Genomic DNA, 14,192 nt, shown 5'->3' with positions numbered 1-14,192 from the left:
TGAGCACCTTCAAGTGATTGATTGTCGCAACCGCACAAAATAGGTTCTGCCCACAGGAGAAAACATCATGGCCAAGGGCAATCTGCCGGCGGGTTTCAAGCCGGTCCCCGAATCGATGCTCTGCTTCGATATCTACGCCACCCACCACGCCGTCGGGCAGGTGTACCAGCCGCTGTTGTCCGGGCTCGGGCTGACCTATCCGCAATATCTAGTGATGCTGGTGCTTTGGGATGGCGACGGGGTGACGGTTGGCGATCTGGGCCAGCGGCTTGGCCTCGCCTCCTCGACACTGACGCCGTTGGTCAAGCGGCTCGAAAGCCAGGGCTTGGTTGCGCGCACGCGCGATGCTGTCGATGAGCGCAAGGTGCGGGTGCACCTCACCAAGGTCGGACGTGCGATGGAAGGCCGTGCGAGCCATGTGCCAGCCTGCGTGGCAGAAGCCTTCGGCCTGTCGACCGATGAGTTTTCCACCCTGCATGCCATGCTGGTCAAGGTGCGAAAGGCGCTGCTGACGGACACCGAAGCGTCCGTAGCCTAGGCTTTCTGCACCCACACCTTAGTGTCGTGAAACGCTGCGCCGCCATAGGGCGCGCAGGCATCGGCGCCGGTGAGGATGTTGATCCCCTCGCCGCCCTCGAACGCAGAATTGGGCCACAACCCTTCATGGATGACAACGCCGCGGCGCGGACCCGCATCCAACTTGGCATGCATCAAGAGATCGCCCCGGGCGTTGCCAAGCCGCACCCTGTCGCCGTCGCCCACGCCAAGCCCCGCGGCGTCCTCGGGATGGATTAACAGGGTCGGACGCTGCTCCTTGGCCTTTGAACCCGGCGTTTCGCTGAAGGTCGAATTGAGGAATGAGCGCGAAGGTGACGTGGCGAGCCGGAACGGATGCTCGCCATCGGCGCTTTCAATCAATTCGACATGATCTGGAAACGTTGGAAGCCGGTCCACCGGCCCTTGCGGTCCCATCCGCTTTGGCGGCCTGTTGGCTGCCGGCGTTCCGATCCAGTCGGGCCGGAAGCGATACTTGCCGTCCTTGTGGCCGAATCCACCGAGGAAATGAGATGTTTCGAAATCGGGCTGAAGATCGACCCATTTGCCCGCCTTGAAGCTGTCGAAATCACCGAGTCCACGCTTTTGCAACATGTAGTCGATGTGCTCGCGCTCGGTGAGCCCGAACCCCTCATGGTCGCCAACGCCCAGACGTTTGGCCAGTTCCTCGATCACGTAATGGTTGGATTTCGGGCCTTCGGGCGGATCGACCAGTTTAGGCCCGAGAATGATGTGCTGGTTGCCGCCGCCACGGTAGATGTCATCATGCTCGAGAAACATGGTGGCCGGCAGCACCACATCGGCAAGCAGGGTCGTGTCGGTCATGAATTGTTCGTGGACGGCCACGAACAGATCCTCGCGCATCAGCCCCCTGAATGCCTTGCGCTGCTCGGGCACGACATTGGCGGGGTTGGTGTTCTGGATCAGCATAGCAGTGACCGGCGGGCCACCATTAAGCGCCTCGGGTTCGCCGGTGAGCACCCGGCCCAATTGCGACTGATCGAGCCAGCGCAGGCCGGGATCGTACTGCTTGCGACCTTCAACGAGAGATTTGTCGAGCCGGAAAATACCGGAATTGGAATGAAACGCGCCACCGCCCTCATACTGGTAGGCGCCGGTAACGACGGCCAGCGACAGCGCCGCGTGCATGTTGATCGCACCATTGCGCTGACGCGAGAAGCCGTAACCGAGCCTGAAAAACGAGCGATTGGTGGTGCCGACCAGCTTTGCAAAAGCCTCTATCTCGGCTGCAGGCACTCCGCAGATCGCCTCCGCCCATTCGGGCGTACGGGTTTGCAAATGCGATTCAAGTCCCGCCGGATCGTCGCTGTATTTGTTAAGATATTCGCGATCGGCCAGGCCGTCGCGGAACAGCACATGCATGGCTGCGCAAGCCAGCGCCGCATCGGTGCCGGGCTTGACCACCAGCTTGACGTCGGCCAGCTTCATGGTCTGATTGTCATAGACATCGATGACCACGATTTTGGCGCCGCGTTCCTTGCGGGCGCGGATCGCGTGGGTCATGACGTTGATCTGGGTGGAGACCGCATTGGTGCCCCAGATCACCACGCAATCCGATTTGGCCATCTCGCGTGGATCGGGGCCACGCAGGGCGCCCGCGCCCATGGAAAAACCGGTCCAGGCCAAGTTAGTGCAGTAGCTGTCGAACTGGTTGGAATAGCGTTTGGCGTGGCGCAAACGGTGGATGCCGTCGCGCTGCACCAGCCCCATGGTGCCGGCATAGAAGGCCGGCCAGACGGTTTCTGAGCCAAACTCCGCTTCAGCCTTGAGGAATTTTTCGGCGATCAGGTCGAGTGCTGCGTCAAAGCTTGCCTCTTTCCACTTCCCCTCGCCCTTGGCGCCGGCACGGATCAGCGGTTTGAGCAGACGGTCCGGGTGGTGAATGCGTTCGGCATAGCGCGCCACCTTGGCGCAGATCACGCCGGCGGTGTAGCTGTTGGCGGCATCGCCACGCACCCGACCGATGCGGTTATGGGCCAGCAACTCGACTTCGAGCGCGCAGGTGGAGGGACAATCATGCGGGCAGGCTGAATGACCAATGGCTGGCGCAGGGCCGGGCTTGAGCGCGCTTGCCTCGTTCATGTTTTCTCCACTCGCATCATTGGTGCTTTTCTCTATAAGAGAAACCGCACCGTCACGCCACGTCGAGGCGGAAGTTTTAGCCGACCCATTTCGAGGATACATCAGGCCAGACGATGAATTATCGCCACAGCTACCACGCGGGCAATTTCGCCGATGTGCTCAAGCACGCGGTGCTGGCCCAGATCATCACCTATCTCAAGCGCAAGGATCAGGCGTTCCGCGTCATCGACACCCATGCAGGCACCGGCGTTTACGATCTTTCTTCGATCGAAGCGCAAAAGACCGGCGAATGGCGCGAGGGCGTCGGCCGGGTGATGAAGGCCAACCTGTCGCCGGAACTGGGCGCGTTTCTGGCGCCATGGCTCGAGACCGTCACCACGCTCAATCCCAAGGGCGGGCTGCGCCACTATCCCGGCTCGCCCAAACTGGCGCGGCTGTTGATGCGCAAGCAGGACCGGCTTTCGGCAATCGAGCTGCATCCGGCCGACGCCGAAAAGCTGAGATCAGCGTTTGAAGGCGATTACCAGGTCCGGGTGATCGAGCTCGATGGCTGGCTGGCGCTCGGCGCGCATCTGCCGCCCAAGGAAAAGCGTGGCCTGGTGCTGGTGGATCCGCCGTTCGAAGAAGAAGGTGAATTCGATCGGATGATCGACGGGCTGGCGCGGGCCACCCGGCGCTTTGCCGGCGGCACCTACATGCTGTGGCATCCGATCAAGGCCGACAGCCCGCTCAAGGCGTTTGACGCCAAGCTCACCAATCTTGGCCGGCCAAGCACGCTGACGGTGCGGCTTTGGATCCGCAACAACAACGCCGCGCCCGGGCTCAACGGCAGCGGCTTGGTGATCGTCAATCCACCCTACACGCTCGAGGCCTCGCTGAAAGCAGTTCTGCCGGAACTTGCCGGCCTGCTGGCCCAGGAACCAGGTGGTGGTGCGGAAATCCGCATGCTTGTGGGCGAAAGTTGACAGTTGATTGCCCTTGCCCAAGTGTACGACCTCGCCGTATACCGGGAATCATCGCGGACAAAGGACCGGTCATGAACATGAAAAGTCTGATACTTGCCCTCGTATTTATGGTTTCAAGCTATTCTGCGCCGGCCATGGCATTTACTGGCGGCAGCTTTGCCGCGTGCGACGCGCCGCAAGTGCTCACCTACATCCAGAAGCGGTTCACATGGACTGACCGGATGTTGCTTAAGCGCGGGCTGGCGATTGACAGCATCGAGCGGCCGCACGCCATTCGTGGCCGCAACATGGTAGCCTCCTCATCGATCCCGCGGCTTTACTGCCACGGCACGGCACGGATGAATGATGGCCATGATCGGCCGATCTGGTGGCTGATCGAAGGCGGCATGGGGTTTGCCGGTCTGCGCGACAATCTCGAATTCTGCATCTCCGGGCTCGATCCGTTCAAGGTGCACGGCGCTTGGTGCCGGTCGGTACGCTGATCCCAACCGTGTCATTTCCAGCAGCAATCCGGCTTCTGGCGGCCCTGCCGCTGGTTGCGCTGCTGTTTGCCTGTTCAGATGACAGCGACGCGTCGGCTTCGGCAAGAAAACCGGTGGTGGCCGCCTTCTCGGCGAACGCTGATCTTCCGCTTGGAACCGGATTTGATTTTTACGTGCTGGCGCTGTCCTGGTCGCCCGCCTATTGCCTGATCGAAGGCGCGCGCGCCAACCGAAACCAATGTGCCGAGGACAGAGATCTCGGGTTCGTGGTGCATGGGCTGTGGCCGCAATTCGAGGATGGCTATCCACAATACTGCGGCTCGCGCGAGCCCGAGCGGGTGCCCTCACAGCTCGGCCAGGCCTATCTCGATCTGCTTCCGTCGATGGGCCTGATCGGCCAACAATGGCGCAAGCACGGGTCGTGCTCGGGGCTAAGCCAGAAAGACTATTTAGAAGTGCTGCGGGCGGCGCGGCAACGCATCAATGTCCCCTCGGCCTTTGCGCTTGACAAATTGCCGGGCAAGATTGATGCGTTTGACGCTGAAAATGCGTTTATTGCTGCCAATCCGGGTATGCAGCGCGATGGAGTTGCGGTGACATGCGACCGTCGCATGCTTCGCGAGATCCGCATCTGCATGACCGGTTCACTTGAATTTCGCGGCTGTGCCAAGGTCGACCGGGCCGGCTGCACAATCGATAATCTTTCGGTGCCAGAGCCCAATTGAGCGGCGCCATTCGTATTTGACAACGCAGAGAAGAAACCGATGAAACTCCTTTACGCCCCCGCTTCCCCCTATTCGTCCAAGGTCCGCATGGCCGCTCATTTTGCTGGAGTGGCCCTCGAACCGGTGCTGACCAATACAGCCACCCTGCCCGCCGAATTGATCGACAACAATCCGCTCGGCAAGATTCCGACGCTTGTGACCGACGAGGGCCAGGCAGTCTATGACAGCCGCGCCATCATGCAGTTTCTCGATCGCGCCGGTGGCAAGCGGATCTATCCGCGCAACGCCGCAAAGCGCACCGATGCGGAAGTGATGGAAGCATTGTGCGACGGCTTGTGCGACTGCCTGCTGGTGATCATCTATGAGCGGCGATACCGGCCCGAGGAAAAGGTCCATCAGGACTGGATCGACATACAGTGGGCAAAGGCGACCCGCGCGCTTGACCATCTCGAAAACAACCTGCCGCGCCTTACCAAGGCCCCCAATGGCGGCCACTTGGCGCTGGCGGCAGCAACCGGCTACCTGGCGCTGCGGTTTGACGGCCAGTGGGAACGCGGGCGGCCGAAGCTCAAGCGTTGGAGCGCCAAATTCGCGTCAAGCTTTCCCGAACTCGACGCCCTGCGTCCCAGGGCGTGAGCCCGCGTCCGGACAAAGAGACCGGGCTCGCCCATATCTTCGCCGCCGCGCGCTATTCGCTCGGCGGCGTCAAACGGCTGTGGGGCGAAACAGCGTTTCGCCACGAAACCCTGGCTCTTTGTGTAATCATCGGCCTGTTTGCTGTGTCCGGCGTGCCTTTGTGGGGCCATGTCGGCGCGGCGCTGCTCTACCTGCTGACCGCCGCGATCGAGGCGCTCAACACCGCGGTGGAAGACATTACCGACCATGTATCCCCGGACTATTCGGAAATGGCCCGGCACGCCAAGGATCTGGGTTCGTTTGCCGTGTTCTGCCTGCTGGTGGCCAACGCCATCTGGGCGCTTTTCGTACTGGCGACGCTGTGGCTGCCTACCGGCAGCTAGAGTGATTCATTTTGGGGGTCAGGCGAGCGTCTCGCGCTCCGCAGCGGCTGGTGACACCCGCAGACGCTGCAGTTCGTCGACCATGTCCTGCGCCAGCGCGGTAATTTCTGCCTGGTCGACACCACGATGCAATTCGATCCTGAGCGCATTGATGCTTGCCTGGTAGCGGTGGGCAAGCCGTCTGCTATCGGCGTTGGCGGCAATCTCGCCAATTTCCCTTGCGCGGTCGAAGGCGGCAGCAAATTCGGTCTGGATCTGCTCGAGGTAGGCATTGGCCTTCTCGGCAATCACTGCATCGGTCGATGTCGTATCGAGTAGCGTGCGGACCAGCATGCAGGCCTGTCCCTGCGGCTCCTGCGACCGTGTGCGGGCAAGTTGCACCAGATAATCCGACAAGCCGTCAAGCGGGGAAGCGACACTCTCGATTTCCTGTCTGAACCCGTTCCGCGACTTCTCGAAGTACCGCTCCAGCGCTTCCAGATAGAGCGCCTGCTTGCTTGAAAACGCCGCATAGATGCTGCCGGGCTTCATTTGCAGCGCGGCTTCCAAATCCTTGAGCGAGGTGGCGTGGTACCCCTTCGTCCAGAACAGGTTCACGGCGGCGTCAAGCGCAACCTCACGATTATATGGGCGGGCACGTTTCATGATGTCTCATAGATAGGCGAGATTGAGCGCTTTGTCTCGCCCGCCGCGAAGGCTGCGCCAATCACCATTGAGTGATTGCTCAAATTTGCTGTTGAGCAAACGCTCAAAGCGCCCATATTGGCCGGACGTTCGCTCCCGGACGCTCAAGTCAATTTCAGGAGACGCCAATGACCGATTTCCCGCTGCACGATGAAACCACCGCCCCCGAAGAGAGCAAGCCGATGCTTGCCGAATCGAAAAAGCAGAACGGCATGATCCCCGGCTTGCACGCCACCATGGCTGAAGCACCGGGCCTGCTTGCAAGCTACCGTTTCGTTCATGATCAATTCGTCAATTCGAGCTTTTCGAAGGATGAACTGACGGTGGTCTGGCAGACCGTCAATGTCGAGCATGCCTGCCATTACTGTGTTCCCGCCCATACCGGCATTGCCAAGGCGATGAAGGTCAGCGACGAGGTTTCCGATGCGCTGCGCAACCAGACCGCACTGCCGAATGCCCATCTTGAAGCGCTGCGCAGCTTCACCCTCAGCGTTGTACGCGACCGTGGCAATGTCGATGATGCTGCTGTCCAGGCCTTTCTCGACGCCGGTTTCACCAAGCGTCAGGTTCTCGAAGTGGTGCTTGGGGTCGCCCAGAAGGTGATGTCGAACTACACCAACCATCTGGCGCAAACCCCGATCGACCAGCCGTTCCAGAAGTTCGAGTGGCACAAGGCCGCCTGATCGATCAGAATGCGCCCGCCTGGCAGCTTCCAGGCCGGCGCATTCGGAGAACACGGCAGAGCAACTGCCGGGGTTGACTGTTCCAGTGGATGCGACAGATCTGAACGATGCCGGAAGGAAACCCGATGAACCAGAACATGCCCGTTTCAACCCTCATTTTCGATGTCAACGAAACATTGCTCGACATCACCACGCTGGAGCCGCTGTTTGACCGCCTGTTCGGCGATCCGGCAGTTTTGAGGGAGTGGTTTGCAGAACTGATCCTGTATTCCCAGACGATGACACTTTCCGGCCTCTACACCCCGTTTGGCAAGCTGGCAGGCGGCACGCTGAAGATGATCGGCTCAATCCACGATGTCGACATTACCAACGACGACATCAGCGAACTGGCCCAGCGGATCGGCTCCATGCCCGCCCATGAAGATGCGGTTCCGGCGCTGACGCTGCTGCGCGATGCGGGTTTCCGGCTTGTGACATTGACGAACTCGGCCAGTGCGGCGTCACCGACACCGCTTGAACGAGCCGGGCTCGGCGAATTCTTCGAGCACTCCTTCAGCGTCGAATCAGTTGGCAAATTCAAGCCGGCGCCCGAAACCTATCAACTCGTCGCCGACGCGCTGAAAGCCGAGGCCTCGGACCTGTGTCTGGTCGCCTGCCATTTGTGGGATACGATCGGCGCCCAGGCCGCCGGCTGGCATGGCGCATTGGTCACACGACCGCACAACGCCCTGTTGCCGGCAGCGGAGGTGCCTGTGCCCGACCTTGTTGCGCCAGACCTTATCGAGCTTGCCGACCAGATTGTCCGGCGCTGGAAAGCCACCTGACCGCGGGCACGATACCGCTCGGCCAAGCAACACACCAATCAATCAACATCCAAACTTGAAAAACACGGAAAACATCATGACCAATCAATCTCCACCCCTGCGTATCGACATCGTGTCGGACGTCGTCTGCCCCTGGTGCGTGGTCGGCTATCGCCAATTGGCCCGCGCACTCGAAGAGACCGGCACTGACTATGAAGTTCACTGGCATCCGTTTGAACTCAACACCGACATGGCGCCCGAGGGCCAGAACCTTGGCGAGCACATCGCGGAAAAATATGGCAGCACCGCCGAGCAGTCGCAGGAGAACCGGGCAAGGATCACGGCTCTCGGCGCCGAGGTAGGATTTGATTTCAATTTTGCCGATGACATGCGCATGTACAACACCTTCAACGTCCACCAGTTGATCCACTGGGCCGACGCTCAGGGCCGCGGCCATGATTTGAAACAGGCGCTGTTTGCAGCCTATTTCACTGACCGGCGCGACCTGTCGGACGTCACTGTGCTCGCTGGTATCGCTGCAGAAACCGGTCTCGACCGCGCCGAGGCGGCAAAGGTGCTTGAGGATCAACGCCATGCGGCCGAAGTCCGCGCCGAGGAAGAATTCTGGGTCCAGCAGGGAATTCGTGGCGTGCCGGCCATGGTGTTTGAAAAGAAGCATCTGGTCACCGGCGCCCAGGGCGTTGCCAACTACACCGAGATTCTCAAACAGCTTGCCAGCACGCGGGCCTGAGAGAGGCTGGCGGGTCCGGTTCCATCGGCTGATGTCGCCGCTTCAGATAAGGACTCCACCATGACATCTTCTCGTGAGGGCTCCCGGAACATGGCAGCCGACATCTGGCACTCATTCAGGGCGTTGGCCGGTTGGGTGCAGATCTGGGTCGTATTTCTGCTGGTTCCGATCAACGTGACAAGCGTGTTCTTCATCGACAAGCCGATGGGATTGTGGGTCGCGCTGCTCGCCAATATCGCCATGCTGCCCAATCTCTGGGTGATGATCCACGACCGTGGCTTTTCAAAGCTAATGGCGTTGCCGCATATCGTTCCCTGGACAGCGCTGGTGTTGCTGCTGGTGTTCGCCCGGCCAGAGGCAACCGGCGGCTACGAGGCCTATCTCTGGATCCTGCTTGCCACCAATGTAATCTCGCTGGCGTTCGACTATCCCGACGCCATTGCCTGGCTGAAAGGCAACCGCACAGTCGCCGGAAGATAGGCATTACGAAATGATCTGGCTGCAGACACAAAAAACCCGGGCGTTTTGGCGCCCGGGTTTTCCATTTGAGAAGTTCTGTGGGATCAGAACTTCATGCCGATGCCGAGACGCACGGAATGATCATCAAACCCGGACGAGACGTTGCCTGCGCCAAGAGTGAAGTTTTCCGAACCGTAGTCGGAGTAACGGTACTCGACTCGGGTGGTGATGGTGTCGGTCACGAAGGCTTCCGCGCCGGCGCCAGCGGTCCAGCCGAGCATCGTCTTGCTGTCGGAACCAGCTGCATTGGTCAGCTTGGCCTGGGTCGCGGCAACACCGCCGGTGGCATAGAGCAAGAACGGGTTGATATCATAACCGATGCGGGCCCGGAGCGAACCGTTGACGCCCTGCTTAGCAGTCAAGCCGCCAGCAGTGGAATCGACGCCGGAATAACCGATATCGGCTTCCGCACCATAAACGATGTTCTCGGTCTGCCAGTTGTAGCCGCCGTAGACACCGCCGCCGAAGCCATCGGCGTCCTGCGTTGCCAACACGTCAAACTCGCCCCACTTGTACTCGCCATAACCGCCGAGATAGCCGCCCGACCAGAGAAAACTCTGCGGTGCGAGTTCCGCCATCGGCGGCTCAGGGGCTTGTTCGAGGATCGCGTCCGCGGCCAGCACGGGGGTGGCGAGCGGCACAGAAAGAGCTGCGGCCAGCAGTGCCAGTTTACGAATACGCATGTCATTCTCCTTGGTTTGTTCGACCCGACGCATAACAGCGGGCCGCTAAGGCCGGGGCCGGTTGATTTCACGCCCCCAACAACTGACAAGATGGAGGTCGAATGCGGCAGCCGCGAAGCGGGAATGTGGAAACACAGCGGCAGAAAAAGGGCATGCCGGACTGTTGCTTTGGGGCAACATTTTCATGGTGATGAAAGCATGCTTTCCATTGCGAATGGGGCGACTACGCCTATATGTGGACAGGTCCATTCCTAATCGCGAGCGTTGATCCCCGGCATGTTGAGTATTTTGACCCTGATTGCGGGTTTGGTCGTCCTTGTGTTTGCCGGCGACTATCTGGTCCGCGGCGCGGTGGCGCTGGCCGAGAAATTGTCGATCGACCCGCTGATCATCGGTCTGACCATTGTGGCGTTCGGCACGTCGGCGCCGGAACTGTTTGTTTCGTTGCAGGCGGCCTTTGACGGGGTTTCCGGAATCGCCATCGGCAACGTGGTCGGCTCCAACATCGCCAATGTGTTCCTGGTACTGGGCGCGCCGGCGCTGCTGATGACCATCAATTGCCGCGAGGACGGCCTCGCCGTGTCGCAGGCGGTGATGGTTGGCATGAGTGTGGTGGTAATGATCTTGATGGCCTTCGACGGGCTCAGCCGCGTCGACGGCGCCATTCTGCTCGCGATGATGGGCGCTTATCTGGGCTGGCAGATCATGGCCGCACGCAAATGCGGCATGGCGCCGATTTCCGATTATCATGACGACGTTGCCGACCTGCCGCAGGAAAACTGGAAAACCATCACCTTCATTCTCGGCGGTCTGGTCGGACTGCCGATCGGCGCCTGGATGACGGTGGAAGGGGCCGCGCATATTGCGCGCATGCTCGGCGCCTCGGAAACGGCAATCGGGCTGACGATTGTCGCCATCGGCACATCGCTGCCGGAACTGGTGACATCGGTGATGGCCGCCTGGCGCAAATCCGGTGCCGTTGCGATCGGCACCGTGGTCGGGTCCAACATCTTCAACATCGGCCTGATTCTTGGCGGCACCGCCTTGATATTGCCGCTTGATGTCGATGCCCGGATCATCTCGATCGACATGTGGGTGATGCTGGCCGCAAGCCTGCTGGTGGTGGCGCTGGCGTACTGGAACATACCGCTGAAGAAGCTGGGGGGGCTGGCTATGCTTGCCCTCTTCGCAGCCTATATCCTATCCATATTTTGATGGGCAGCCGCGCCACGGCGGCAGATGTGAACTGGCAAGCTGATGACGTCGTTTAAATCTACAGCATTGATCACCGGAGCCGGCCGCCGGATCGGCAAGGCCATCGCTCTGGATCTGGCCGCTCATGGCTTCCAGGTGGCCGTTCATGCCAACAGCAGCCGGGCCGAAGCCGAGGCGGTGGTGGAAACAATCCGCTCGGACGGGGGCGTGGCCGAGGTCTTCGTCGCCGACCTGTCTGACGGCAAGGCTGTGCGACAACTCCACGCCGATGTCTCGGCGCAACTTGGCTCGCCCGTCCTGATCGTCAACAACGCCTCGGTGTTCGAGGATGACGATGTGCGGGCACTCGACGAAGCGGTGTTTGATCTGCATTTCGCGATTCACCTCAAAGCCCCGCTGATCCTGGCCGAAGCCATGGCCAACGGCCTGCCCAAGGACCGCGCAGGACTGATCGTCAACATCATCGACCAGCGCGTATGGCGCCTGACACCGCGTTTTTTCTCCTACACCCTGTCGAAATCAGCGCTCTGGACCGCGACGCAAACCATGGCGCAGGCGCTGGCGCCACATATTCGCGTCAACGCCATCGGCCCCGGGCCAACCCTTGCCAATGAGCGCCAGAGCGAAGATGATTTCGCTGTTCAAGCGAGGGCGGTTCCGCTCGGTCACGGACCGGAGCTTGCCGAATTCGGCGCAACCATCCGCTATCTCTATCAGGCGCGTTCGGTTACCGGCCAGATGATCGCGCTCGACGGCGGCCAGCATCTAGCATGGCAGACGCCGGATGTTGCTAATATCGCAGAATGAGTCGCCCTCCCCGCCCATCTTCACCAAAGAAGCCCGCAACGGCAGCGCTGGCCGATGGCGGCGTGCTTTATGACGAAAATGATGCCGATGAGGAAGAAGTCGCCGACGTCGATCCGTCTCCGATTTCAGCCCGCATCGATATCGCCGGCATCGAGTGGAACGAAAGCCCGGGTCTCGACTCCGGCCTGAAGGGCGCGGAAGTCATCCAAGCCTTCGTCAAGCACCTGCCCAATCAGCCCGGCGTCTACCGGATGATGAACGAGGCCGGTGATGTTCTATATGTCGGCAAGGCGCGCAGCCTGAAGAAGCGGGTGACCAATTACGCGCAAGGGCGTGGCCACTCCAACCGCATCACCAGAATGATCGCGCAGACGACCAACATGGAGTTCGTCACCACCCGCACCGAAACCGAAGCGCTGCTGCTCGAAGCCAATCTGATCAAGCGGCTGAAGCCGCGGTTCAACGTGCTGATGCGCGACGACAAGTCGTTTCCCTATATCCTCATCACCGACGACCATGTGGCGCCGGCAATTCTCAAGCATCGCGGTGCGCGTTCGCGAAAAGGCACCTATTTCGGCCCGTTCGCCTCAGCCGGCGCCGTCGGCCGCACCATCAACGCACTGCAGCGGGCGTTTTTGCTGCGCACCTGCACCGACAGCGTCTATGAAAGTCGCACCCGGCCCTGCCTGCTCTACCAGATCAAGCGCTGTTCGGCGCCGTGCACCGGCGAAATCGACGCCGAGGGCTATGCCAAGCTGGTGAGCGAGGCCAAGGATTTTCTCTCCGGGCGCAGCCAGGCGGTCAAATCGCAGCTGGCAAAAGCCATGCAGCAGGCCTCCGAAGATCTCGACTTCGAACGCGCAGCGGTCTACCGCGACCGGCTTTCGGCGCTCAGCCATGTGCAGAGCCACCAGGGGATCAACCCGCAAACGGTCGAGGAAGCCGATGTATTCGCGATCCACCACGACGCCGGCATGGCCTGCATCCAGGTGTTCTTCTTCCGCACCGGTCAGAACTGGGGCAACCGTGCCTATTTCCCCAAGGCCGATCCATCGCTGGCGCCGGGCGAAATCCTGGGCGCCTTCATCGGCCAGTTCTACGACGACAAGCCGACGCCACGGTTGATCCTGGTTTCCGATGATTTCGAGGACCGGACGCTGTTGCAGGAAGCACTCGGCGTGCGCATGGACCACAAGATCACCATCAGCCTGCCGCAGCGCGGCGAAAAGCGCGAACTGGTCGATCAGGTCCTGTCGAATGCACGCGAGGCGCATGGCCGGCATCTGGCCGAAACCGCATCGCAGACCCGGTTGCTCGAAGGACTGGCCCAGACCTTTGGCCTGCCGCGCCCGCCGCGCCGTATCGAGGTCTACGACAACTCCCACATCATGGGCACCAATGCGGTGGGCGGCATGATCGTCGCCGGACCCGAGGGGTTTGTCAAAAACCAGTATCGCAAGTTCAACATCCGTTCGACAGACATTACCCCCGGCGACGATTTTGGCATGATGCGCGAGGTCATGCAGCGGCGTTTTTCGCGACTGATCAAGGAGCATGGCGATGAAAGCCCGAATGATCCCGACCCGGCTCAGGACGACGATCCGGATGCGCCTGCACCAAGCGGGATCCCGGCCTGGCCCGACCTGGTACTGATCGATGGCGGCAAGGGCCAGATGAGCGCCGTACGCGGCATTCTCGAAGAATTGGGGATCGCCGGCAAGGTCACCGCGATCGGGGTTGCCAAAGGCATGGACCGGGAAGCCGGCCGTGAACGCTTCTTCATGCAGGGCAAACCCGACTTCACGCTGCCGCCGCGCGACCCGGTGCTGTATTTCGTGCAACGGCTGCGCGACGAGGCGCACCGCTTTGCCATCGGCACCCACCGCGCCCGGCGCAAGAAGGAACTGATCAGCAACCCGCTTGATGAAATTGCCGGTATCGGGCCGGCGCGCAAGCGGGCGCTGCTTCACCATTTCGGCACCGCCAAGGCGGTATCGCGCGCCGGTGTCGACGACCTGCTCGATGTCGAGGGCATTTCGGCAGCGACGGCGGAGCTGATTTACAATCATTTTCATGAGGAAAAACGATAATAGCTGCCATGTTTGGCGTCGAACTGAGACATTACGCCGCTATGGCGATTTACAACAGTTGACCTGACTGGCAACTGCCGCGCATCTTGCTCCAAATCATACGAATGG

At 60.7% G+C, this 14,192-nt stretch carries 16 protein-coding genes; 13 read left to right on the top strand and 3 right to left on the bottom strand.

Annotated elements, in window-relative coordinates:
• Positions 1 to 67 precede the first annotated feature (67 nt).
• The gene (locus ACK6D9_RS11365; protein ID WP_412048609.1) at positions 68 to 538 is read left to right on the top strand and encodes a MarR family winged helix-turn-helix transcriptional regulator; all 471 of its coding nucleotides are present in this window, start codon (positions 68 to 70) and stop codon (positions 536 to 538) included.
• On the opposite strand, the gene ACK6D9_RS11360 is transcribed toward ACK6D9_RS11365, so the two are convergent.
• Positions 535 to 2,658: a molybdopterin-dependent oxidoreductase gene (locus ACK6D9_RS11360; RefSeq protein WP_412048608.1), complete on the bottom strand. Its 2,124-nt coding sequence runs from the start codon at positions 2,656 to 2,658 to the stop codon at positions 535 to 537. The two genes, ACK6D9_RS11365 and ACK6D9_RS11360, sit on opposite strands and share 4 nt — an antisense overlap.
• A 113-nt stretch (positions 2,659 to 2,771) precedes the next feature.
• Between ACK6D9_RS11360 and ACK6D9_RS11355 the strand changes: the two genes are divergently transcribed.
• From ACK6D9_RS11355 to ACK6D9_RS11335, 5 genes are all read left to right on the top strand, one after another.
• On the top strand, positions 2,772 to 3,623 hold the full coding sequence (locus ACK6D9_RS11355; protein WP_412048607.1) for a 23S rRNA (adenine(2030)-N(6))-methyltransferase RlmJ: 852 nt from the start codon (positions 2,772 to 2,774) through the stop codon (positions 3,621 to 3,623).
• A 71-nt stretch (positions 3,624 to 3,694) separates the two neighbouring features.
• Positions 3,695 to 4,105, top strand: coding sequence for a hypothetical protein (locus tag ACK6D9_RS11350; RefSeq protein ID WP_322990672.1), 411 nt, complete (start codon positions 3,695 to 3,697; stop codon positions 4,103 to 4,105).
• An 8-nt stretch (positions 4,106 to 4,113) separates the two neighbouring features.
• Entirely contained in the window at positions 4,114 to 4,830 is a 717-nt protein-coding gene (locus tag ACK6D9_RS11345) for a ribonuclease T2 family protein (protein ID WP_412048606.1), read from the top strand.
• Between the two features lie 39 nt (positions 4,831 to 4,869).
• Positions 4,870 to 5,466: a glutathione S-transferase gene (locus ACK6D9_RS11340; RefSeq protein ID WP_412048605.1), complete on the top strand. Its 597-nt coding sequence runs from the start codon at positions 4,870 to 4,872 to the stop codon at positions 5,464 to 5,466.
• The gene (locus ACK6D9_RS11335) at positions 5,463 to 5,849 is read left to right on the top strand and encodes a diacylglycerol kinase (RefSeq protein ID WP_412048604.1); all 387 of its coding nucleotides are present in this window, start codon (positions 5,463 to 5,465) and stop codon (positions 5,847 to 5,849) included. The genes ACK6D9_RS11340 and ACK6D9_RS11335 overlap by 4 nt, the downstream gene beginning before the upstream one ends.
• Before the next feature lie 18 nt (positions 5,850 to 5,867).
• On the opposite strand, the gene ACK6D9_RS11330 is transcribed toward ACK6D9_RS11335, so the two are convergent.
• On the bottom strand, positions 5,868 to 6,494 hold the full coding sequence (locus tag ACK6D9_RS11330; protein ID WP_412048603.1) for a TetR/AcrR family transcriptional regulator: 627 nt from the start codon (positions 6,492 to 6,494) through the stop codon (positions 5,868 to 5,870).
• 167 nt (positions 6,495 to 6,661) lie between these two features.
• Here ACK6D9_RS11330 and ACK6D9_RS11325 point away from each other — a divergent pair, with 167 nt between their 5' ends.
• The 4 genes from ACK6D9_RS11325 (at position 6,662) to ACK6D9_RS11310 (ending at position 9,250) form a co-directional block, all read left to right on the top strand.
• Positions 6,662 to 7,216, top strand: coding sequence for a carboxymuconolactone decarboxylase family protein (locus ACK6D9_RS11325; protein ID WP_412048602.1), 555 nt, complete (start codon positions 6,662 to 6,664; stop codon positions 7,214 to 7,216).
• 125 nt (positions 7,217 to 7,341) lie between these two features.
• Positions 7,342 to 8,040 (top strand): haloacid dehalogenase type II, encoded by a 699-nt coding sequence (locus ACK6D9_RS11320; RefSeq protein WP_412048601.1) that lies wholly within the window; start codon positions 7,342 to 7,344, stop codon positions 8,038 to 8,040.
• Positions 8,041 to 8,116: 76 nt separating this feature from the next.
• Positions 8,117 to 8,770 (top strand): DsbA family protein, encoded by a 654-nt coding sequence (locus ACK6D9_RS11315; protein WP_412048600.1) that lies wholly within the window; start codon positions 8,117 to 8,119, stop codon positions 8,768 to 8,770.
• Positions 8,771 to 8,830: 60 nt separating this feature from the next.
• Entirely contained in the window at positions 8,831 to 9,250 is a 420-nt protein-coding gene (locus tag ACK6D9_RS11310; RefSeq protein WP_412048599.1) for a hypothetical protein, read from the top strand.
• Positions 9,251 to 9,333: 83 nt separating this feature from the next.
• On the opposite strand, the gene ACK6D9_RS11305 is transcribed toward ACK6D9_RS11310, so the two are convergent.
• Positions 9,334 to 9,972, bottom strand: a complete 639-nt coding sequence (locus tag ACK6D9_RS11305) for an outer membrane protein (RefSeq protein ID WP_322989535.1) — start codon at positions 9,970 to 9,972, stop codon at positions 9,334 to 9,336.
• Between the two features lie 276 nt (positions 9,973 to 10,248).
• Between ACK6D9_RS11305 and ACK6D9_RS11300 the strand changes: the two genes are divergently transcribed.
• From ACK6D9_RS11300 to uvrC, 3 genes are read left to right on the top strand one after another with little or no spacing between them, the layout of a single operon-like run.
• On the top strand, positions 10,249 to 11,187 hold the full coding sequence (locus tag ACK6D9_RS11300) for a calcium/sodium antiporter (RefSeq protein WP_322989536.1): 939 nt from the start codon (positions 10,249 to 10,251) through the stop codon (positions 11,185 to 11,187).
• A 42-nt stretch (positions 11,188 to 11,229) separates the two neighbouring features.
• Complete coding sequence (locus ACK6D9_RS11295; RefSeq protein WP_412048598.1) at positions 11,230 to 11,994, top strand: SDR family oxidoreductase; 765 nt, start codon at positions 11,230 to 11,232, stop codon at positions 11,992 to 11,994.
• A complete protein-coding gene (uvrC, locus tag ACK6D9_RS11290) occupies positions 11,991 to 14,084 on the top strand; it encodes an excinuclease ABC subunit UvrC (protein ID WP_412048597.1) in 2,094 nt (697 codons plus the stop codon). The genes ACK6D9_RS11295 and uvrC overlap by 4 nt, the downstream gene beginning before the upstream one ends.
• Positions 14,085 to 14,192 lie beyond the last annotated feature (108 nt).

This window comes from Hoeflea sp. Naph1, assembly GCF_046837775.1.
Classification (GTDB): Bacteria; Pseudomonadota; Alphaproteobacteria; order Rhizobiales; family Rhizobiaceae; genus Hoeflea.
The sequence above is the reverse complement of the archived record's forward strand: the minus strand, read 5'-3'. Positions and strand labels throughout refer to the sequence as shown.